The organism is Lentzea sp. NPDC004782 (genome assembly GCF_040609115.1).
In the GTDB taxonomy this organism is placed as follows: domain Bacteria; phylum Actinomycetota; class Actinomycetes; order Mycobacteriales; family Pseudonocardiaceae; genus Lentzea.
In genome coordinates this window covers 182,343-205,129 of record NZ_JBEXJN010000002.1, presented here as the reverse complement: position 1 = coordinate 205,129, position 22,787 = coordinate 182,343, and the positions used below count along the sequence as shown (strand labels likewise).

Below are 22,787 nucleotides of genomic sequence, written 5' to 3'. Positions count from 1 at the left end.
GCGTCCGGCTATCCTGCCGAACCGTACCGCGACTGGGAGAGCAGCGAGCCGAGAATGGCATCAACACCCACCACCAAGTCACACGTCGAGGCCTACCAATTCGTCCTGCGGCGGATGCAGTCCGCACTGGTCCGCAGAGACGCGGTGATGCTGCATGACCCCATGCGCAGCCACTCTCGCGCGACAGCGGTCGGTGTGGTCCTGGGCGTCGCCGGTCTGCTCGGCTTCCTCGTGTACGGGGTGTTCAGCCCGGCGCCGCGGCTGGACGACAGCACGCAGATCGCCATCAGCAAGGAGACCGGTCAGGTCTACGTGGTCGACGCCTCGCCGAGGCGCCTGATCCCGATGACGAACCTGGCCTCGGCCCGGCTGCTGTGGTACTCCCGCAACAACCCCGACCAGCAGTCCGGTGGCGGTGACGCGCCGGGTGGCACCGCGAACAGCGGGCAGAACCAGGTCGCGGGCGGTGAGCCGAAGCTCGTGAGCGAGGCGACGCTGGCGGGGCTGCCGCGCGGCAGGCTCACCGGTCTGCCGGACGCGCCGGACGTGCTGCCCAAGGCGGACCTCCGCATCGACGCGCAGTGGTCGGTCTGCGACACCCTCCAGCTGGACAAGTTCCGCGAGAACCAGGCGGCGGACAACCAGATCAAGACGACCGTGATCGCGGGCGTCAGCGGCGGCAACCCGGAACTGGGCGACGAGGCCGTGCTGGTGCAGCAGCGCACGGGCGCGAAGAAGGCGTACCTGATCTACCGCAAGCCCCAGCAGCTCAAGGACATCTCGTCGTCGACGGTCCGCGCCGAGGTGGACCTGAAGAACGACAAGGTGCTGAACGCGCTGAAGATCAAGAACAAGCAGCCGCGGGCCATCAGCACGGCGCTGCTGAACGCGATCCCCGAGGTCGCTCCGCTGATCGCGCCGGTGATCTCCAACCAGGGCAAGCCGGCGACCTACGTCACCGAGACGAAGGTCAACATCGGTGACGTCGTCCGGGTCGAGCGGCAGGCCGGCGACGAGTTCATGGTGGCGCTGGAAGACGGTTTCCAGACCGTCGACGAGACCGTCGGCGACCTGCTGCGCTGGTCGTACGCGAACAACAAGCAGGCGATCGAGCTCTCGCCGAACGCGATCACCGACCACAAGGACCCGAAGAACCCGCTCAAGCTCGAGTCCTACCCGGCCAAGATCCCGACCACGCTCGAGGCGAACGCCAACAACACCGTCGTGTGCCTGGGCTGGAAGGCCGAGAACTACACCGCGGACAACAAGGCCGAGCACATCTCGGTGACGATCGGCTCCAAGCTGCCCGGTCCGAAGGAGATGTCCGGCGTCGAGCTGAACACGCCGGGTTCGGCCGGCGAGATCATCGACGAGTTCATGATGCTGCCCGGCAAGCAGGCGGTCGTGCGGGCCAGCCAGAGCGTCGGCGACTACGGCACGGGACCGGTGCAGATCGTCACCGGCCGCGGCGTCCGCTACGGCGTCCCGGACGCCGGCACCGCGGCGGCGCTGGGGCTGGAGGGGACCTTCCCGCCGGCGCCGAACCAGATCCTGAGCCTGCTGCCGATGGGCCCGCAGCTCAACAAGAACGAGGCGAACCGCAGCTACGACGCGATCACCCCGGCCCAGAAGGGCCAGATCAAGGATCCGCAGGCGACCCAGAAGTAGCGGAACCGTTCCGGGTGCCTCATCGTCGGATTCACGGCAAATGCACTCGGAAGTGTCTTAGGGGGACAGTCGTGGCCGGTCGCATCTCCGTCGATCCGGAGTGGTTGGAGCAGTACGCCGACCGGATCGACGGCACGACGGACGATCTGCGGCGGGTGCGGGACGCCATGAAGGTGTCCCCGCTGCGCCCCCAGTCGTTCGGCGAGATCGGCAGAACACTGGGAACCGCCCAGGGCTACGCGCGTGCGGCCGAGCTGCTCAACTCGCAGCTCGCCCGCGCCTGCGACACGCTCGACGCGGCCGCCAAGGGCCTGCACGCCGTCGCCGCGCAGCACGGCCATCACGACCAGGAAGCCCTGCAGCTCGTCAAGAACGCCGATCGGCGGTAGGGGAGCCGTGGTGGCCAAGGACGGCAGGCAGATCGCGGCCGAGGTCGGTCCCGAGCTCGACTACCTCTCGCGGGTCAGCCGCAAGCTCGGTGTCGTGGACCTCGTGCACGACTTCTTCGACCCGCTCGTGGGCGACTGGAACGACCTGCGCGAGGAAGCCGAACGCTGGCGCAAGGCCGCGAAGGTGACCGAGGCGGTCACCAAGCACGTCGCGGCACCGCTCGGCGGCCTGGACGCGCGGTGGGAGGGCAAGGACGCCGACGCGTTCATGGACCACATGCGCAAGGTCGGGCTCGCGGGCGGCGACATGTCCGACGCGATGAGCGCCATGGCGGACGCGCTGGAGGAGACCGCCGACGCGGTGCACGGCATCGTGCAGGACATGGCGCACGTCCTCGCCGACGCCGCCGACTCGGTGTCCGGCACGGCGGCGCTGCCCGTGGAGGGCGACCAGCGCGCGATCAGGCACATCGAGGACCTCAAGGACCCGGTCCGCGAGCTGCACGACTCGGCACGGCAGGTGCTGGAGGCGTTTCTCAAGCTGTGCGACGGGGTTTCCGGCGACGGCGGCCACTTCGGCGCAGTGCGGATGGAACACCGGTACCCCGACAAGGACTGGACCTGCACCGCTCCGGCCAAGCCGGAGCCGAAGCCCGCACCCGAACCGCCCAAGGCGTCCGACACGGCCACCGCGAGCAAGGGCGGGGTTCCGTCGACGGGTGGTGGCGGCGGTGGTGCGGGTGGCGTCGGCTCAGTCGGTGCCCCTGCCGCGTCCGCCGCGCAGCCGCAGCAGATGCAGTTCGGCGGCGCCACGGGCGTTTCTGAGCAAGCTCCGCCCCCGGAGAGGGGTGCGGGGGCGGCCCCGGCCGCCGCGGCCGCTGCTGGACGTCCTGGGGGCGCGCCCGGCGGCATGGCGGGTGGCATGCCGATGATGGGCGGCATGATGGGCGGGCAGGGCGGCCAGCAGGGCGGCGACAAGGAGCACAAGCCGCGGCAACGGCTCACCGGCTCGATCGACGACCTGCTCGGCAAACCGAAGAAGGCGGCCCCGCAGACGATCGGCGAGGACTAGCTGCGAACGATGAAGGGCTCCTTCATCCACGTGAGGTGGAAGAAGGAGCCCTTCATCGTTCACGGCTTTGCGGGCTACGCCGGGCGGCCGCGCCTGCGGTTCAGCGAGTTGCGCACGAACAACGTCAGCATCAGCAGCGCGCCACCGATGCCGATGCCCGACAGCGCCACGATGATCGGCGGCCAGTCGGTGCCGGGCGGCGGCGTGACGGTCGTGTTCATCTCCTTCGGCTGCGGCTTCTGGAAACCCTTGGCCTCAGCGGGAAGCACCGCGGTCAGCGCGGCCACCGGGTTGATCATGCCGTAGCCGACCTTGTTGTCCCGTCCGGACACGTTGCCGGGGTGCAGTGCGGTGGCCTTCAGGCGGTCCATCACCTGGCGCGCGCTGAGATCGGGGAACCGCTGGCGCACCAGCGCGGTGATGCCCGCCACGTACGGCGAGGCGAAGCTGGTGCCCTTGATGTCGCTCGCAGCCTGCGCGGTGACGTTCGAGTTCGTCAGGCCGGTGCCCTTGGGGTCGACGGAGATGATCTCCTCACCCGGCGCGGCGATGCTGACCCACGGGCCCCAGACGCTGAACGAGGAGACCGCGCCGGAGCGGGCGATCGACGCCACCGACAGCACGTCGTTGGCGAACCACGCCGGCGACGAGATCACGTTGACGTTGCTCGGGTCCAGGTTGTCGTTCTGCTTCGGGCAGCCCGCGCCCTCGGAGTTGAGGTTGCCCGCCGCCGTGACGATCACCACGTCCTGGACGTCGACCGCCCACCTGATCGCGGCCTGCAGCTTCCGGTCGTCGTCGCTGAAGAGCTTGGGGGTGCCGCAGTTCGTCAGCGAGATGTTGATGACCTTGGCGCCCTTGCTCGCCGCGCGGACGATGGCCTGGGCCAGGGTGCCCACCTTGCCGGCGGAGGAGCGTTGCTCGCCCTGGCCCTTGAACTCGTACCGGTCACTGGTCTGGCGGATCGCCAGGATCTCCGCTTCCGGTGCGGCGCCGACGAAGTCGCCCTCGGTCTTGGCCGCCGCGGCGACGCCCGCGACCTCGGTGCCGTGGCCGTCGCAGTCGTCCGTGCCGTTCTTGCCACCGGACTGGTCGACGTACTCGCCGGTGGGGGTCACGCGGTTGCCGAAGCGCGGGTTGCGCGGGTCGACACCGGTGTCGATGATCGCGATCTTGACGCCCTTGCCGGTGGCGAAGCTGTGCGCCTGCTGCAGGTTCAGCGTGACCTGGCCCCACGGCATGTGCTTGATCAGCTCGTTCTTGGTGTCGGACTCCACGCACGCCTTGGAGGTGCGCGTGTAGGCGACGTCCGGCTTGCCGTCGTCCTTGGGCGGATCGGTGTTCGGCGGCAGGTCCGGTGGAACCGAGTTGGGCTTCACCGCGGCCGGTGTGGACGACGGCTGAGCGGAGGCGTGCGGCAGCGCTCCGGTCAGCAGCAGCAGTCCGGCGGTCGCTGCCGCCGTGGTGCGCCTGATGCCGGTCCTCACAGCGTGATCAGCCCCCGGAACACCGAGTACAGGTCCATGACGGCCAGCGCCAGCGGGACGACCGCGGCGATGAGGACCGCCTCGATGATGTCGACGGTGCGGCGCAACGGCGGCGAGAACCGCTGGCCGGGGAAGACCACGCCGAGCACCAGCGCGCCCGCGCCGAGGACCAGCAGCGTGCCGAACACGAAGACGATGCGGTTGAACTCGTCGGAGCTGATCAGCCAGCCGAGCAGGATGCCGGCGCTGGCGAGCATGCCGGTGGACAGCAGTGCCACGGCCTGCGCGCCGTTCGCGTACGCCCGGCCGCGCATCATCAGCACGATCGCGACGACGACACCGTAGATCGGGCCCCAGACCGTGTTGGCGGACGCGGCGACGATCGCGGCCAGCGCGGCCACGACGCCCGTTCCGATGATCATGCCGGTCAGGTACTCGTGCGCGACCGCGGTGCGCCGCTCGATCACGGCGAACTCCGGGAAACCGGTGTCCTCCTTGAGGTCCTCGGCGTTCGTCGGCACGACGGGCGGCGGGATCTTGGCCAGCTGCAGCGTGAGCCTGGGCAGCATCGACAGCGCGGCGAGCGCCACCGCGCCGGTCGCGGCGGCCACACCGGCGAGCGGGTGGTCGACGAACGTCGCGACGAGGAACGCCAGCGCCACGATCGTGCCGCTGGTCGCCGCGGCGATGAACACCGTGATGCCCTGCCCGATCAGCAGGATGCCGCCCCACGCGAAGATCATCATGAGGGCCGACGCGAGCAGCATCTTCGGGTTGAACCCGACGCCGGGCACCGCGTGGAAGCCCGCGACGAACGCCATCGGCAGCGAACCGCACGCGGCGATCAGCACACCCGTCGACGCCGCCCGGTACGCCCGCGCGATGGTCGCGCCGGTGGCCAGCGCGGCGATGGCCGCGACCCCCGCGGTGATGGCGGCGGCGAGCCCGCTGCCCTTGTCGCCGACCGTGATCGGGCCGGACAGGAACAGCGCCACCGCGGCGGCGATCAGCGCGAGCGCGCCGGCCAGGTGACCGAACTTCTGCGCCGTCTCCTTGGTCCACGGCCGGAACGAGTCCGGGTCGGACTCCGCGATCGCGTCGACGACGTCGTCGTACAGCGGCGGCGGCGGGTTCTCGTTGCGGCGCCGCAACTGCAGCAGTTCACCGTCGACGACGCCGAGCGACGCCAGCGTGCGCGCCGGGTCGAGCGGGTTGTCGCCGAGCTTGGCGAGGCACCAGCCGCCGTGCCGGACACCGCCGTCCGGAGTGGCCTCTCTCGCCATGTCCAGCAGCATCGGCAGGAGATCGGCCACCGCCACGTCGGCAGGCAGCGCGACGTCGATACGCGTTCGAGGTGCCACCACCGTGACACGGCTGAACACCGTCGTACCGGTCGCCACCAGGGCCCCCTAAGTCAGATCAGCACTTACAACTCTGGCCCGACCTTATTGGTCCACTCGGACGGTCGCCGGGCGGCCCTAGTATGGCCGTACCGGCACCCTCTGCACGTGTTGTTCGCAGAACACGTTCGACTGGGTTTTTTCCAGACCCACCTTCGTGGCGCGCGCAGATGCGCAATAGTGTCGGTTGCTACTGGTGGCGTAACGAGAGTCGAAGAGGTGCCTGTCAGTTGAGCACGCTGCAGTTCAAGCGAACGGCACGCCTTGCTGCTCCCCGGCCTCCCGGCGGCGAGGTCCACCTCGAGCCGCCACCCGAGGTCCCCCGGATCATCCCCGGCAACATCATGATGAAGGCGATGCCCGTCGTCATGATCCTGGCGTCCGTGGGCATGATGGCAATGATGTTCATGTACTCCAACAAGCAGCCGGCGGCCATGATCATGCCCGGCATGATGATGATCTCGACCATCGGCATGATGGCGGGAGGCATGGGCTCCGGGAAGGGCCAGAAGAAAGCCGAGATGAACGAGGACCGCAAGGACTACCTGCGGTACCTCGGCCAGATGCGCGACCGCGCCCGCGAGGCCGCCGACGAGCAGCGCGCCGAACGCGAGTGGGTGCACCCGGACCCGCAGATGCTGTGGTCGCTCGCCACCACCCGGCGCATGTGGGAACGCCGCCAGAACGACCCCGACTTCTGCCACCTGCGCGCGGGACGGGGCTCGCAGCGCCTCGCCACCCGCCTGGTGCCCCCGCAGACCGGTCCGGTCGAGGAGCTCGAGCCGATCGCGACGCTGGCCCTGCGCCGGTTCGTGCGCGCCCACTCGCTCGTGCCCGACCTGCCGATCTCCATCGCGCTGCGCGGTTTCGCCGCGGTCGGCCTGCTCGGCGACATCGACGACCGCCGCGACCTCGCCCGCGCCCTCATCGCCCAGCTCGTCACGTTCCACGCCCCCGACGACCTGCTGATCGCGATCGTCAGCGCGGGCCGCACGAAGCAGCTGTGGGAGTGGGTGAAGTGGCTGCCGCACGTGCAGCACCCCACCGACATCGACGGCATCGGCCAGCGCCGCATGATGGCGAACTCGCTCGCCGAGATCGAGGCGATGCTGGACGAGAACCTGCGCGACCGGCAGCGGTTCACCCGCAACGCCCCGCCGCCGCCCGACCAGCCGCACATCGTGATCGTCATCGACGACGGCGACATCAGCCGCGAAGAGATGATCATCCTGGAGGAGGGCCTGGTCGGCGTCACGCTGCTCGACCTCTCCGAGTGCCTCGGCAACCTGACCGCCCGCCGCGGCCTGCGCCTGGTCGTCGAGAACAACCAGCTCGGCGCCCGTTCCGCGAGCGGTGTCGAGTGGTTCGGCACGCCGGACCGACTGTCCATCGTGGAGTCCGAGGCGCTGGCCCGCAGGCTTTCGCCGTACCGCATGGGCGCTGCCGGTGACGTCGGTGGCGACGGCGGCGAAGACCCGTTGGCGATGAACAACAACCCGCCGCTGCTCGAGTTCATGGGCATCCCCGGCGACCCGATGACGTTCGACGTGCAGCAGGCGTGGCGGCCGCGGCCCAAGCGCGACCGCTACCGCATCCCGTTCGGCATCGGCGAGCACGGCCAGCAGGTCGAGCTCGACATCAAGGAAGCCGCAGAGGACGGCATGGGCCCGCACGGCCTGTGCATCGGCGCGACCGGTTCCGGCAAGTCGGAGTTCCTCCGCACCCTGGTGCTGGGTCTGCTGGCCTCGCACTCGTCGACGGCGCTCAACATGATCCTCGTCGACTTCAAGGGTGGTGCGACGTTCCTCGGTCTGGACAAGGCGCCGCACGTCGCCGCGACGATCACCAACCTGGCCGGCGACCTCACCCTGGTCGACCGCATGAAGGACGCCATCGCCGGTGAGGTGTCGCGGCGCCAGGAGGTGCTGGCGAAGGGCAACTACAAGAACGTCTGGGACTACGAGAAGGCGCGGGAGAACGGCGCCCAGCTCGACCCGTTGCCCGCGCTGTTCATCTGCATCGACGAGTTCTCCGAGATGCTGACGGCGAAGCCGGACTTCATCGACATCTTCCTCCAGATCGGTCGTGTCGGCCGGTCGCTGCAGATGCACATGCTGCTGGCGTCGCAGCGACTCGAGGAAGGCAAGCTGCGCGGTCTGGACACGTTCCTCTCGTACCGGATCGGTCTGAAGACGTTCAACGCGGCCGAGTCGCGTGCGGCGATCGGCGTGCCGGACGCCTACGAGCTGCCGCCGATCCCCGGCTCGGGCTACCTGAGCGTGCAGGGCATGCCGCTGACCAGGTTCAAGGCGCTCTACGTCTCGGGCACCTACCGGCCGTCGGGCATGCAGTCCGCCGGTGAGTCGGTGGCGGTCCGCAGCGACAAGCGCCCGCGGTTCTTCGTGCCGGACTTCATCGAGATCCCGAAGGAGCCGGAGCGGCCGATCGAGCCGGTCAAGACCGAGGCCGCGCCCAAGGAGGACGCGAACGAGCCGACCCAGCTCGAGCTCATCGTCGACCGCCTCGTCGGCCAGGGTCCACCCGCGCACGAGGTGTGGCTGCCGCCGCTCAACGAGCCGCCGACGATGGACACGATGCTGCCGCCGCTCGACGTGACGCCCGACCGCGGTCTGACGTCGCCCGGCTTCCCCGGCAACAGCACGCTGCAGATCCCGGTCGGCATCGTCGACAAGCCGTTCGAGCAGCGCCGCGACCTGCTGTGGGCGGACTTCTCCGGTGCCGCCGGTCACGGCGCGGTCGTCGGTGGTCCCCAGTCGGGCAAGTCGACGCTGCTCAGGACGATCATCGCGTCGATGGCGCTGACGCACACGCCGCAGGAGGCGCAGTTCTACTGCATCGACCTCGGTGGTGGCACGCTCGCCTCGATGGAGGACCTGCCGCACGTCGGTGGCTTCGCCGGCCGTCTCGACGTCGACAAGGTCCGCCGCATGGTGGCCGAGCTGCAGACCCTGATCACCGAGCGCGAACTGCGCTGGCGCGACCAGCGCATCGACTCGATGTCCGAGTTCCGCAACCGCAGGCGCCGCGGCGAGATCAAGGACGACAACTTCGGGGACGCGTTCCTGATCGTGGACGGCTGGATGAACTTCCGCCAGGAGTTCGAGATGGTCGAGCCGCAGGTCCAGGCGCTGGCGGCGCAGGGTCTGTCCTACGGTGTGCACGTGATCATCGCCGCCAACCGGTGGGCGGAGATCCGGCCCGCGATGAAGGACCTCCTGGGCACGCGGTTCGAGCTGCGGCTCGGTGACCCGAGCGAGTCCGAGATCGACCGCAAGGTCGCGGTCAACGTGCCGCCCGGTCGTCCCGGTCGCGGTCTCACCGGCGACAAGCTGCACTTCCTCACCGGTCTGCCGCGCATCGACACGTTGCAGGACCCGACCACGGTCTCGGCGGGTGTGCAGGACCTCAGCAACAAGCTCAACCAGGCCTGGCAGGGCCCGCGCGCCCCGCAGGTCCGGATGCTGCCCGACGTGCTGGACTACGCGCAGTTCATGGCCCAGGTCCAGCAGCACAACCCGAACCGCGGGCACCTGGTCCCGGTCGGCGTCAACGAGGACGAGCTCGCGCCGGTCTACATGGACTTCGACGCGGACCCGCACTTCTTCGCGCTGGCCGACGGCGAGGCGGGCAAGACGAACATCCTGCGCACGATCGTCCGCGGCATCATGACGAGCTACACCTCCACGGAGGCGTTGATCCTGCTCGCGGACTTCCGCCGCACGATGCTCGGGTTCATCGACACCGACCACCTGCTGAGCTACGCGGTGTCGAGCACCCAGCTCACGCAGAACATCCAGGAGGTCCGCGGCTCGCTCACCAAGCGCATGCCCGGCCCGGACGTCACGCAGGAGCAGCTCAAGAACCGGTCGTGGTGGACGGGTCCCGAGGTGTTCATCGTCGTCGACGACTACGACCTGGTGGCGCCGCAGGGCGGTGCGAACCCCCTGCAGCCGCTGGCCGAGTTCATCCCGCAGGCCAAGGACGTCGGTCTGCACATCGTCCTGGTCCGCCGCATGGGTGGTGCGTCCCGCGCGATGTACGACCCGGTGATGGGCAAGCTGAAGGAGATCTCGGCGCCGATCTTCGTGGGTTCCGGTTCGAAGGAGGAGGGCAACATCGTCGGCAACCTCAAGCCGTCGCCGCAGCCTCCTGGCCGGGGCACGATGGTGACCCGCAAGCACGGTCAGCAGCGCATGCAGTTCGCCTGGATCCAGCCCGACTAGACGAGTTTCCGAGGTAACGCGGGGGCCTTTCGTTTCCTTCTGGGGAACGCGGGGTCCCCGCGTGCGTTTCCGCGCAGAGAAAAAGGGCCCGCAGCCGAAGCCGCGGGCCCACCGAACAGCAGGGGACTGTCCGGTTCCCCCATGACCGGATCTCCGTCCGAACCGCCCACTGGGGAGGGTGGTCCGGCCGGAGGGCCGACGATCGTGACACCCCCCAAACTTCGTTGTCGCTCTCGTCGTCCGGCTGATCACCACTCTGCCCGGTCGCGCTCACACTTCGGTCACACCCACCGCCCATACACTCGACGCTCGGTCAGCGCTGGGGAGAGGTACGGCGTGGGAGTCGAGTACCGCGTGCTGGGGCCGTTGGAGGTGCTGCTCGACGGCGCCCCGGTCGCCGTGCCCGCCGGTCGGTGCCGTGTGCTGCTCGCCACGCTCCTGTTGCGCGCCAACGAGTTCGTGCCGACCGCCGAGATCGTCGAACGGCTCTGGGACGGCGCGCCGCCCAGTCTGGACCGGGCCGGCAAGACGTTGCACATGATCGTCACCCGGCTGCGGCAGGCGCTCGGACCGGCCAACTGCGTGCGCACCGGAACCGGTGGATACGCGGCTTTCGTCGATCCCGTGCAACTGGACCTGCTGAGGTTCCGCGCGCACTTGAACGCCGGCGAGCACGCGGCGGCCACGGCGTTGTGGCGGGGGCCGGTGCTCGCGAACGTGTCGTCGGAGTCGTTGCACCGCGACGCCGTGCCCGCGTTGGTGGAGGAACGGCTGACCGCGCTGGAGCACCGGTTCGACGCCGACCTGGCGCGGGGCGTCGCCGCGGAACTGGTGCCGGAGCTGCGGGTGCTCACGACGCAGCACCCGTTGCGCGAGGTGTTCTGGGCGCAGCTGATGCTCGCGTTGCACCGCAGCGGTCAGCAGGCGGACGCGCTCGCGGCGTACCACGAGGTCGCGGCCGTGCTGGACGACCAGCTGGGGGTCACGCCGGGACCGCGGTTGCGGGACGCGCAGCAGCAGGTGCTGGCCGGTGACGTGCCGGGGACGCCGGTGCGGCACCACGTGCCCAGGCAGCTGCCGACCGCGTTGCCGCACTTCGTCGGCAGGGAGTCCGAACTGGACGGACTCGACGCCGTGCTCAGGTCGGGTCACCTGGTCGTGGTGATCAACGGCAGCGGCGGCATCGGCAAGACCTCGCTCGCGGTGCAGTGGTCGCACCGGATCGCCGACCGGTTCCCCGACGGCCAGCTCTACGCCGACCTGCGCGGGTTCGACCAGACGGGAGCGCCGGTGAACCCGAACAGCGCGGCCCGCGACTTCCTGCTGGCGCTCGGCGTGCCGGCGGACGAGATCCCGCTCGGCACCGAGGCCATGCTGGACAGCTACCGCGAGCTGCTCTCGCGGCGGCGGGTGCTGGTGCTGCTCGACAACGTGCGTGACGTGGCCCAGGTGCGTCCGCTGCTGCCCGGCGGGTCGCGCAGCCTGGCCGTGATCACGAGCCGCAACCGTTTGCGCAGCCTGGTCGCGGAGGGCGGGCACGCGTTCGGCCTGGACGTCCTGGACTCGGACGAGTCGATGGTGCTGTTCGGCGGGCGTGTCGGCGCGGACCGGGTCGCCGCCGAACCGGACGCGGCCACGCGGCTGGTCGAGCTGTGCGCGGGGCTGCCGTTGGCGCTGGCGGTGGTGGCCGCGCGCGCGACGCTCGACCAGCACCCGTTGGACATGCTCGTGGAGGAGCTCGAACACGCGGCGTTGGACGCGTTGGACACCGACGACCCGTTGACCAGCGTGCGCGCGGTGTTCTCGTGGACGTTCGGCTGCCTGAGCCCGGCGGCGGCGCGGCTGTTCGTGCTGCTCGGCCTGCACCCCGGCCCGGACGTGACGGTGCCGGCCGCGACGAGCCTGATGGCCGAACCGGCGGCCGAGGCACTCGACGAGCTCGCCAGGAACAGCCTGATCAACTCGCAGAACGACCGCTATCGGCTGCACGACCTGATGCGGTCCTACGCGGCGGAGGAGGCGGCTCAGCGGCTGTCGGCGGCCGAACGGTCCGAGGCCCGGCAGCGGATCTTCGACCACCTCCTGCACTCGGCACTGGCCGCGGTCGCCAAGTCGGACCCGTTGCGCCAGCCCATCACCACCCCACCCCCGGCACCGGGCACCGTCGTGCTGACGTTCGAGACGACCACCGACGCCGACCACTGGTTCGCCGCGGAACGCGCGGTGTTCGGCCCGGCCGTGGCCGCGGCGGGCGAGGCGGGCCTCGACGGCCACGTGTGGCGCACGGTGTGGGCGATCCGCCACTTCCTGCTCGCGACGGGCCGGTGGCGCGAGGGCGAACGCCTGCAGCGCCTCGCCATCGCCGCCGCCCTCCGCGCCGGCGACCTGGAAGGACAGTGCCGCTCCCGGCGCGGCCTGGTGTCGTTCCTGGTGCCGGAGCAGGAGTTCGAGGAGGCAGAACACCAGCTCAGGACGGCCGTCGCGCTGGACTCGCAGCTGGGCGACCTGATCGGCCTCTCCAACGACCTGCGCGGCGTCGCCTACCTGCTGGGCCGCCAGGGCCGCTACGCCGACGCCCTCGAACCGCTGTCGCGTGCCCTGGAGGTCGCCTCCACGAGCAACGACCGGATCGAGATCGCCAGCGTCGCCGCGTCCCTCGGCTTCGTGCACCACGAGCTCGGCGACCACGAGGAGGCGGTGATCTGGGCGGTCCGAGCACGCGACCTGTTCCTCGAGCTCGTGCCCGACGAGCTCGACACCGCGGTGGCCTCGAACCGCGACACCCTCGGCAGCATCTACCGCGCACTCGGCCGCTACGCCGACGCCGAGGCGAACTACCTCAGGTCCGTGGAACTGCAGGGCGCGCTGTCGTACCGGCACTACCAGGCCGACACCCTGGTCCGGCTGGCCGACATGAAGCGCGAACTGGGCGAGCTGGACGCGGCCCGCGCCCACTACCTCACCGCACTCGACCTGTACGACGACCTCGGTTTCGCGAAGGCGGACGACGTGCGCGAGGTCCTGGCCCGCATGGGCTGAGGAGGCCGGTCCCGCCACAGTGAAGAGGGAGGTGACTGCGGCGGACCGGCCAGTCACCAGGGTGGCCGACCGGGCTCACACTTCGGTCACGTGGCGCTCCCCGAAACTGATGAGCGGTGCTGGTGGCCCCCCAGGTCTTGCGCCACCAGCACCGCTGAGGAGAACTCTGCCGCAGCCTGCTCACACTTCGCTCACACAGCGATCACACCGCGTCTACACTGCTGGTGACCTGGGGGGACGTTGTGCGAGCCGAGTACCGCGTGCTGGGGCCGTTGGAGGTGTTGCTCGACGGCGAGCCCGTCACGGTCCCGGCTGGACGGTCCCAGGTGCTGCTCGCGGCGTTGCTCCTGCGGGCCAACCGCTTCGTGCCGGTCGACGAGCTGATCGACCTCGTCTGGAACGGTACGCCGCCACGGCTCGACCGTGCCAAGGCCACCTTGCAGATGGTGGTGCGGCGGTTGCGGGTCGCGCTGGGCGAGGCGGACTGCGTGCGCTCGGCTCCCGGTGGCTACCTGGCGGTCGTCGAACCCGATCAGCTCGACCTGCTGCGGTGCCGGGCGCTGGCGCATTCCGGTGACTTCGGGGCGGCGGCCGCGTTGTGGCGCGGGCCGGTGCTTGTGGACGTTGCCTCGGACGCCTTGCACCGGACGGAGGTGGAGCGGCTCGCCGACGAACGGCTGGTGGTGCTGGAGCGGCGGATCGAGGCCGATCTCGAACGCGGGCTGGCCGGCGAGCTGGTGGCCGAGCTGCGGTCGCTGGTGGCCGATCATCCGTTGCGGGAACCGTTCTGGCGGCAGCTGATGCTCGCGTTGTACCGGTCGGGGCGGCAGGCCGAGGCGTTGGACGCCTACCAGGACGTGCGGGCCGAGCTGGTCGAACAGCTGGGGGTCGAGCCCGGCGAAGCGTTGCGGGACCTGCACGGACGGATCCTGCGGGCCGACGTGCCGAAGTGCGCGAAGGTGCCGCGGCAGCTGCCGGGCGGGGTGCAGACGTTCGTGGGCCGCGACGAGGAGCTCGGCCTGCTCGGCGGCACGAGCGGTGTGACCGTCGTGCACGGCGTCGGCGGTGTCGGCAAGACGGCGCTCACGCTGCGGTGGGCGCGCGAGGCTCGTGACCGCTTCCCGGACGGCGACCTCTACGTGAACCTGCGCGGATTCGACCAGGAGGCGGCGCCGCTCGATCCCGCCGCGGCCGCGGAGACGTTGCTCGTCGGGCTCGGCGTGACCGCGGTACCGGCGGACGAGGATGCGCGATTCGCCCTGCTGCGCACCGAGTTCGCGGATCGGCGGATGCTGCTCGTGCTCGACAACGCCGCTTCGGTGCGTCAGGTGGTGCCGCTGCTACCCGGTTCGGCCGGGGTGCGGGTGCTGATCACCAGCCGCAACCAGCTCCGCGTGCTCGTCTCGCAGCACGACGCCACGGCGATCGGCCTGCGGCAGCTGGCTTTCGACGAGTCACGGGCGTTGCTCGCGGCCGTGCTCGGAGAGCAGCGGCTGCGGGCCGAACCCGAGGCCGTCCGCGAGATCGCCGATCGCTGTGCCGGGCTGCCGCTCGCGCTGCGGGTCTTCTCGGAACGGGTCGCGCGCTTCCCGGACACCTCGTTGCGGGAGTTCGTGTCCGAGTTGGACAGTGCACGGCTGGACGCGTTGAGCGACTTCGACGACGTGGACGTGCGGTCGGTCTTCAGCTGGTCGTACCGGGCGCTGGACGACGATTCGGCGCGGATGTTCCGGCTGTTGTCCCTGCACCCCGGCCTGGACCTCGACGTGGGCGCGGCCGCCGCCCTCGCGGGGGTCTCCGTCGTCCAGGCGCGCAGAACGCTGGAGCGGCTGGTCGCCGACCACCTCGTGCAGTCGCGCACACCGGGCCGTTACGACCTGCACGACCTGCTGCGCGCGTACGCCGCGGAGCTGTGCGGTGACGACGAGGCGGCGGCGCTGAGGCTGACCGAGTTCTACGTCCACACCCTCGAAAACGCTGCCACGCATGAGGGTGGGCGCATGCTGACACGGGCGGGGGAGATCACGCCCGGGGTGGTGCCGCGGGAGTTCTCGTCGCGGATCGACGCGCTCGCCTGGGTCCGCCAGGAGTGGGACAACTTCCAGGCCGTGGCGCACCAGGCGATCGGCCGCGGCTGGGGACGGCTGGGCATGGTCGTCGCGGCGCACATGCACGGGTACCTGCTGTTCACGAGGACCCGGTGCAATGACGCGATCAGCCTGTTCGAGGCGGCGCGGTCGTACGGCACGCCGCGCGAACAGGGTTTCATGTTGCTCAAGCTGGCCGCGGTCTACGACGAAGTCGGCCGGCTGGAGGAGTCGCTGCGCTGCTTCGACGAGGGGCTCCGGTTCGTGCACGAGGCGGGCGAACGCGTGGCCGAGGCGGCCTCGCTGATCAACATGGCCGGCGTACACCGGCGACTGGGGAATGCGGAAGACGCCGTCGACTGCGCGAGGCGCGGTCTGGAGATCGCCGTCGAACTGGCCGATCCGTACTACGAGAGCGCCGCCCGCGCCAACGTCGCCCTGCAGCTGCGGGTGGCCGGTCGGCTGGAGGAAGCGCTGGCGGAAAGTGAGCGGGCTCTCATCGTGGTGCAGGATCTGGACGACAAGTTCATGCACGCCAACGTGCGCGGGCTGCACGCGAGGATTCTCGGCCAGATCGGCCGGCTCGACGAGGCGGTGTCGGAGCTGAGTTCGGCCATCGAGGTGTCGTTCCAGTTCGGGGACATCGCCGGTGCCGCGGAGGGGTTGCGCGACCTCGGCAAGTTCCTGGTCGAACTCGGCCGTCCCGACGACGCCGCCGAGGTCTGGCGGCGCGCACTCACCACGTGTCGCGACCTGGACGGCCCGCGCGCCGATGAGATCGCCGCCTTGCTGGAGGAGTTGTGACGACCGTCGAGTACCGCGTCCTCGGACCGCTGCAGGTGCTGCGCGACGGTGTACCCGTCGCGGTGCCCGCCGGTCGCGGACGCGTGCTGCTCGCGACGTTGCTGTTGCGGCCCAACCAGTTCGTGTCCGTCGACGAGCTGGTGGACCGCCTGTGGGACGGCGAACCGCCCACTGTGGACCGTGCGCACAAGACTTTGCAGATGGTGGTGCGACGGCTGCGGCTCGCGCTGGGTGACGCCAACTGCGTGCGCACGGCCACCGGCGGCTACCTGGCCGAGGTCGGCCCGGAAAGCCTCGACCTGACCCGCTTCCGCCGCCTGGCCGCCGAGGGCGAGTTCGCGGCCGCGCTCGCGCTGTGGCGTGGCCCGGTGGCGTCCGACGTCGACTCGCGGCACCTGCACCGGCAGGACGTGCCGCCGCTGGCCGAGGAACGGCTCGTCGTGCACGGCCGCCGCATCGACGCCGATCTGGCGCGCGGCCGCGGCGGTGAGCTCGTCGACGAGCTGCGTGAGCTGACCGCCGAGCACCCGTTGCGCGAGGGCTTCTGGGCGCAGCTCGTGCACGCCCTGCACCAGGCGGGCAAGCCCGAAGAGGCTCTGGCGGCGTACGAGGAGATCCGCGAGCACCTCGCGGACGAGCTCGGCGTCGAGCCCGGCCAGCCGTTGCGCGAGCTGCACGACCGTTTGCTCGATCCGGGGTCGCGCACCGATCTGCCCCGGCAGCTGCCCGCACGGGCCGCGCACTTCGCCGGCCGGGAGGCCGAGCTGGCCAGGCTGACCGGGGCCGCCGCGGGCGGCGCGGCCGTGGTGATCACCGCGATCGACGGCACCGCCGGCGTCGGCAAGACCGCCTTGGCCGTCCGCTGGGCGCACGAGGTCGCCGACCGCTTCCCGGACGGTCAGCTCTACGCCGACCTGCGCGGTTTCGACCCGTCCTCCGACCCCGCGGACCCGGCCGACGTGCTGGCCGTGTTCCTCGCCGCGTTCGGGATCTCCGGCGGGAAGGTGCCTGCCGATCTCCCGGAACGGGCGGGCCTCTACCGCAGCGTCGTGGCCGACCGCCGCGTTCTGGTGGTGCTGGACAACGCCCGTGACGTGGAACAGGTGCGCCCGTTGCTGCCGGCGGGCCGCAGGTGCCTGGCCGTGATCACCAGCCGCAACCGCTTCACCGGCCTGGTCGTCCGCGAGGGCGCCGTACCGGTGACGCTGGACGTCCTCGACGAGCAGGAGGCGGCCGCGCTGCTCACTGCTCGTCTCGGCGAGGACCGGGTGGCCGCCGAACCGGACGCCGTCGCGGACCTCGTGGCGTTCTGCGGCGGCCTGCCGCTGGCACTCGCCGTGGCCGCGTCCAGGGCTGCCGGTGATCCTGATCTGCCGTTGCGCGCGCTGGTCAGCGAACTCACCACCGCCGGCGGCCTGATGAGCAGCGTGGAGGCGGTCTTCGCCACGTCGTACCGCTGGCTCGACGACGACACGGCACGGTTGTTCCGCCTGCTCGGACTGCTGTCCGGCCCGGACATCCCGTTGGACGCGGCCATCGCGCTGGACGGCCGGCGCCGCGCCGAGGTCCGCAGGTCGCTGCAGTCGTTGACCCGCATGCACCTGCTCACCGAACGCACTCCCGGCAGGTACGTGTCCCACGACCTGGTGCGCGCCTACTCACGGTTGCTGTCGGAGGAGGATCCGCCGGCCGAACGCGACGCGGCCGTCCGCCGCCTGCTCGACTTCTACCTGCACTCCGTCGACAGCGCGGACCAGCTCCTGCGCCACGGCCGGCCGGAGATAGAGCTCTGCACGCTCTCCGACGGCGTGCACCCGGCCCGTTTCGACGACTCGGCGGTCGCGGCCGCCTGGTGCGAGACCGAGCACCAGAACCTGATGGCGATGGTCCACCTGGCGGGCGCACACGGCCTGCACCAGCACGCCTGGCAGCTCTCGACCGTCATGTTCGGCTACCTCTACCTGCGCCAGAGCCCGTCCGACCGGATCGAGATCTCGCGGATGGCGCTCGCCGCGGCACGTGCGGGCGGCGACCGCTACGCCGAGGGCATCGCCCTGCACGCACTGGGCAACGCGCAGTCCAATCGCGGCGACTACACCGACGCCTGCGCAAGCTTCGCCGCGGCACTGCGGGTTCGCGAGGAGATCGGCCACCTGCACGGCATCGCGGTCACCCTCGACCAGTGGGCCATCAACCACGCCCTCCGCGGTGACCTGGAGGCGGCCAAGGCTCTGCACGAACGTGCTGTGGCGAAGCGCCGCGAGCAGGGTTCCCCCGCCGGTCTCGCCACCGCGCTGAACAACTACTCGATGACCTTGGTGGGGCTGAAGGAGTTCGACGCCGCCCTGGTCGCGAACGACGAGGCGTACACCGCCGTCGTGGAGGCCGGGATGACGGAGCTGGCCGCGTCCACTTTGGACACGCGGGGTCTGCTTCACCGGGAGCGCGGCCATCTCGGTGACGCCGTCGAGACGTTCCACCGAGTGCTCGCGTTGCCCGGTGACCAGCTGCCGAACGCCATCAAGGTCGTGACGCTGGAGAACCTGGCCGACGCGCACGCCCGGCAGGGCAACGCGCAGGACGCCGTGGCCGCGTTGCGCAGCGCGTTGCTCCTCCGCGAGGAGCAGGGCAACGAGGCGGCGGTGGCCAGGCTGCGTGCCAGGATCGCCGAACAGGAGGGGCGATCGTGAACGTCGAGTTCCGCGTCCTCGGCCCCCTGGAGGTGCTGCTGGACGGAGAACCGGTCGAGGTGCCGGCCGGTCGGGGCCGGGTGTTGCTGGCGACGTTGTTGTTGCGCGCCAACCAGCTCGTGCCGGTCGACGAGCTGGTCGAGCGGTTGTGGGACGGCGAACCGCCGACCGCCGACCGCGCCCACAAGACGTTGCAGACGACGGTGCTCCGGCTGCGGAAGGCCCTCGGCGCCGCCAACTGCGTGCACACCCGCGCCGGCGGTTACCTGGCCGTCGTCGAACCGGACCAGCTGGACCTGCTGCGGTTCCGCGCGCTGGTGAGCTCGGGTGACCTCGGTGCCGCATCGGCGTTGTGGCGCGGCCCGGTGCTCGGCAACGTCCAGTCCGACGCCTTGCACCGCGACGACGTGGCCGGGCTGGCCGACGAACGGCTCGACGCACTGGAACTGCGCATCGAGGCGGACCTCGACCGCGGTCTCGGCCGTGAGCTGGTGGCCGAGCTGAGGTCGCTGGTCGCCGACCACCCGCTGCGCGAGTCGTTCTGGCGGCACCTGATGCTCGCCCTGTACCGCGCCGGCCAGCAGGCGGAGGCGCTGTCGGCCTACCAGAAGGTGCGGGAGAAGCTCGCGGACGAGCTCGGCGTCGATCCCGGCAGGCCGCTGCAGGAGCTGCACCAGCAGATCCTGCGCGCGGAGGTGTCGGTCAGCGGGCGTCAGGTGCCGCGTCAGCTGCCCGCCGGTGTGCGCAACTTCGTCGGCCGTGACGAGGAACTCCGGTTGCTCGACAAGACGCACGGTGTGACGGTCGTGCACGGTGTCGGCGGCGTCGGCAAGACCGCGCTGGTGCTGCAGTGGGCACGCCAGGCGCGGGACCGGTTCCCGGACGGCGACCTGTACGTGAACCTGCGCGGGTTCGACCCCGAGGCGCAACCGATCGACCCCGCGACCGCCGCCGAGTCGCTGCTGGTCGGCTTGGGCGTGCAGGACATCCCCGCCGGCGCGGACGCGCGGTTCGCGTTGCTGCGCACCACACTCGTCGGCCGGCGCCTGCTGATGGTCCTCGACAACGCCGCCTCGCAACGCCAGGTGCTTCCGCTGTTGCCGGGAGCCGCCGGGGTGCGGGTGGTGATCACCAGTCGCAACCAGCTGCGCGGGCTCGTGTCGCAGCACGACGCGACCGCGTTCAGCCTGCGGCAGCTGGACTTCGAGGCGGCACGGACGCTGCTCGCCGCCGTGCTCGGTGCCGAGCGGCTCGACGCGGAACCGGAGGCCGCGCGCGAGATCGCCGAGCGGTGCACCGGGCTGCCGTTGGCGTTGCGGGTGTTCGCGGAACGCGTCTCCCGGTTTCCCGGCGTGTCGCTGCGGGAGTTCGTGGCGGAGCTGGAGAACGCCCGCCTCGACGCGCTGACCGACTTCGACGACGTCGACGTGCGCTCGGTGTTCTCGTGGTCCTACCGGGCCCTTGACGAGGAATCCGCGCGGATGTTCCGCCTGCTGTCGGTGCATCCCGGCGCGGACTTCGACGTCAGCGCCGTGGCCGCGCTCGCCGGCGTCACCGTCGCCCAGGCCCGCCGCCTGCTGGAACGACTGGTCGCCGACCACCTGGTGCAGTCGCGCACGCCCGGCCGGTACGACCTGCACGACCTGCTGCGGGCGTACTCGGCCGAGCTCTGCGGCGACGACGAGGAAGCGGCGCTGCGGTTGACCGAGTGGTACGTCCACACGCTCGAGAACGCGACGTCCCGCGATCCCGCGCGGATCATCGTGCGCGCGCCCGCCGTGACGTCCGGTGTGGTGCCGCAGGACTTCTCGTCGTGGTCGGAGGCGCTCAGGTGGCGCCGTCAGGAGTGGGCCGCCCTCAAAGCGATCGCGTTCGCGGCCATCGAGCGGGGCTGGCACCGCCACGCCCTGGTGATCTCGATCCACCTGCACAGCTACCTGGTCGTCGACAACACCCACTGGCACAGCGCGGTCGGTCTCTTCGAGGCGGTGCGCGGCTTCGGCCCGGTGAGCGAGCAGGGCATCCTCCACACCAAGCTGGGCGGGCTCTACGAGTTCGTCGGGCGTCTCGACGACGCGCTGCACAGCTACGGCGTCGGACTGCCGCTGCTGCGAGCGGAGGGCGAACGGATCTCGGTGGCGGGAGCCTTGGGCAACCTCTCCAAGCTCTACAGCAAGCTCGGGCGCCGCGAGGAAGCGGACGCCGTCCTGCGCGAGTCCCTCGCCATCGGGGTCGAGATCGACGACGCCTACGTGCAGGTCGTGGCGCACGCCAACTTCGCCAGCCGGTTCATCCACGACAAGCGGTGGGAGGACGCGCTGCGGGAGATCGACCGGGCGACGGATCTCGCCGCGCGAATCGGTGACGAGTACCTCATCACCAGGATCCGCGGCTTCCGCGCCCAGGCGCTCGTCGGCCTGGGCAGGTACGCCGAGGCCGAACCGGAGCTGCGCGCGGTCGTGGACGTGATGAGGAGGGTCGGCGACACCGAGGGGGTCGCCGACGGGCTGGTCCTGATCGGTGAGGCGTTGCTCGGCCTGGAGCGGCCCAGCGAGGCGGCGGAGGAGTGGCAGCGCGCCCTCGACATCTGGCGTGCCGTGAAGGACCGTCGCGCGGACGGGCTGGCCGCACGGCTGCAGGCCCTGCGATGAGCGTCGAGTTCCGGGTGCTGGGCCCGCTTGAAGTGCTGCTCGACGGCGAGCCGGTCACGCTCCCGGCCGGGCGGAGTCAGGTGCTGCTCGCCACGCTGCTGTTGCGCCCCAACCAGTTCGTGTCAGTCGACGAACTGGTCGACCGGTTGTGGGACGGCGAACCACCCACTGCTGACCGCGCCCACAAGACGTTGCAGATGGTCGTCACCCGGTTGCGGCAGTCGCTCGGAGCCGCCAACTGCGTGCGCAGGGCCGGTGGTGGTTATCTTGCGGACATCGGTCAGGACGAGCTGGACCTGCTGCGGTTCCGTGCGCTGGCGGGTTCCGGCGACTTCGCGGCGGCCATCGCGTTGTGGCGCGGTCCGGTGCTCGGCAACGTCAGGTCGGACGCACTGCACCGCGACGACGTGCCGCCGCTGGTCGATGAACGTCTCGTCGTCCTGGAACGCAGGATCGACGCGGACCTGAACCGGGGTCACGCTTCCGAGCTGGTGGCGGAACTCAGGTCCCTGGTCGCCGAGCATGATTCCGGCTCATCTGGACGGTTCAGGACATCGGCCTCGTCCGTGACCGCGGGCTGCTCAAGCTGAAGCTCGCGTCGATGTACGTCGAAGTCAAGCGGTACGAGGACGCGTTGCGCGGCTTCGAGGCCGGGCTCCCACTCGTACGCGAGGCCGGATACCGCTTCGCTGAGGCTGGAGCCCTGAGCAACATGAGCCTCGCCTACCGGTACACGGGGCGTTTCGAGGAGTCACTCGACTGCCTCAACCGCAGCCTCGCACTTGTGATCGGGACAGAGGCGCCGAGCCCGGAGCGCGTTGTCCGGCTCGACATCATTGGAACGCTCACCGACCTCCGCCGTTGTCAGGAGGCTCTCGAGGAAGGTGAACGGGCGCGAGCGATCATCCGCAGGTCGGGCGACGAGTACCTGGCGACGCGAGCGGACGCGCTGATCGCCGCCGCCTTGGCCGCGATGGGCCGGATCGGGGAGGCGGCCGAGCTGTTCGAGCGCAGCCTTGAGGGATTTCGCAGGTTCTCGGACACGCGCGGGCAGATCACGACACTCGGCGAGGACCTGGCACCGTGCTGTTCCGGCTGGGGCGGCACGACGACGCGGTGCGGGCCTGGGAGCAGGCGCTGGAGCTGGCCAGGGAGGTGGGCGACGACCGTGCGGCGGGACTGGAGACGAAGCTCGCCCTGGTGCTCGGGCCCGGACCGGAGTGAGCCGAGGTTCGCCATCCGTGTCGTCCGGCCGT

The 22,787-nt window shown here is 70.6% G+C and carries 12 protein-coding genes and 1 pseudogene; 11 read left to right on the top strand and 2 right to left on the bottom strand.

Annotated elements, in window-relative coordinates:
* The first annotated feature begins 54 nt into the window (after positions 1 to 54).
* The 3 genes from eccB (at position 55) to ABZV40_RS02620 (ending at position 3,129) form a co-directional block, all read left to right on the top strand.
* Complete coding sequence (eccB, locus tag ABZV40_RS02630; protein WP_355434653.1) at positions 55 to 1,668, top strand: type VII secretion protein EccB; 1,614 nt, start codon at positions 55 to 57, stop codon at positions 1,666 to 1,668.
* Between the two features lie 71 nt (positions 1,669 to 1,739).
* Positions 1,740 to 2,057, top strand: a complete 318-nt coding sequence (locus tag ABZV40_RS02625; protein WP_355434650.1) for a hypothetical protein — start codon at positions 1,740 to 1,742, stop codon at positions 2,055 to 2,057.
* A 7-nt stretch (positions 2,058 to 2,064) separates the two neighbouring features.
* Complete coding sequence (locus ABZV40_RS02620; protein ID WP_355434647.1) at positions 2,065 to 3,129, top strand: hypothetical protein; 1,065 nt, start codon at positions 2,065 to 2,067, stop codon at positions 3,127 to 3,129.
* A gap of 74 nt (positions 3,130 to 3,203) precedes the next feature.
* Here the strand turns inward: ABZV40_RS02620 and mycP are convergent, their stop codons facing one another.
* The gene (gene mycP, locus ABZV40_RS02615; protein ID WP_355434645.1) at positions 3,204 to 4,616 is read right to left on the bottom strand and encodes a type VII secretion-associated serine protease mycosin; all 1,413 of its coding nucleotides are present in this window, start codon (positions 4,614 to 4,616) and stop codon (positions 3,204 to 3,206) included.
* Positions 4,613 to 6,016, bottom strand: coding sequence for a type VII secretion integral membrane protein EccD (gene eccD, locus ABZV40_RS02610; RefSeq protein WP_355434642.1), 1,404 nt, complete (start codon positions 6,014 to 6,016; stop codon positions 4,613 to 4,615). Before eccD ends, mycP begins: the two co-directional genes overlap by 4 nt.
* Before the next feature lie 230 nt (positions 6,017 to 6,246).
* On the opposite strand from eccD, the gene eccCa reads away from it, so the two are divergent.
* The 8 genes and pseudogenes from eccCa (at position 6,247) to ABZV40_RS02570 (ending at position 22,755) form a co-directional block, all read left to right on the top strand.
* The gene (gene eccCa, locus ABZV40_RS02605) at positions 6,247 to 10,260 is read left to right on the top strand and encodes a type VII secretion protein EccCa (protein ID WP_355434639.1); all 4,014 of its coding nucleotides are present in this window, start codon (positions 6,247 to 6,249) and stop codon (positions 10,258 to 10,260) included.
* A gap of 336 nt (positions 10,261 to 10,596) precedes the next feature.
* Positions 10,597 to 13,299 carry a BTAD domain-containing putative transcriptional regulator gene (locus ABZV40_RS02600; RefSeq protein WP_355434636.1) on the top strand — a complete coding sequence of 901 codons (2,703 nt, stop codon included), beginning with the start codon at positions 10,597 to 10,599 and terminating at the stop codon, positions 13,297 to 13,299.
* 224 nt (positions 13,300 to 13,523) lie between these two features.
* Complete coding sequence (locus tag ABZV40_RS02595) at positions 13,524 to 16,190, top strand: BTAD domain-containing putative transcriptional regulator (RefSeq protein ID WP_355434634.1); 2,667 nt, start codon at positions 13,524 to 13,526, stop codon at positions 16,188 to 16,190.
* The gene (locus ABZV40_RS02590; protein WP_355434631.1) at positions 16,187 to 18,880 is read left to right on the top strand and encodes a BTAD domain-containing putative transcriptional regulator; all 2,694 of its coding nucleotides are present in this window, start codon (positions 16,187 to 16,189) and stop codon (positions 18,878 to 18,880) included. Before ABZV40_RS02595 ends, ABZV40_RS02590 begins: the two co-directional genes overlap by 4 nt.
* Complete coding sequence (locus ABZV40_RS02585) at positions 18,877 to 21,531, top strand: BTAD domain-containing putative transcriptional regulator (RefSeq protein WP_355434628.1); 2,655 nt, start codon at positions 18,877 to 18,879, stop codon at positions 21,529 to 21,531. Before ABZV40_RS02590 ends, ABZV40_RS02585 begins: the two co-directional genes overlap by 4 nt.
* Complete coding sequence (locus ABZV40_RS02580) at positions 21,528 to 22,121, top strand: BTAD domain-containing putative transcriptional regulator (protein ID WP_355434624.1); 594 nt, start codon at positions 21,528 to 21,530, stop codon at positions 22,119 to 22,121. Before ABZV40_RS02585 ends, ABZV40_RS02580 begins: the two co-directional genes overlap by 4 nt.
* 11 nt (positions 22,122 to 22,132) lie before the next feature.
* Positions 22,133 to 22,303, top strand: a pseudogene (locus ABZV40_RS02575) (hypothetical protein); the annotation flags it as partial.
* Between the two features lie 311 nt (positions 22,304 to 22,614).
* On the top strand, positions 22,615 to 22,755 hold the full coding sequence (locus ABZV40_RS02570; RefSeq protein ID WP_355434978.1) for a tetratricopeptide repeat protein: 141 nt from the start codon (positions 22,615 to 22,617) through the stop codon (positions 22,753 to 22,755).
* The last annotated feature ends 32 nt before the right edge of the window (positions 22,756 to 22,787 follow it).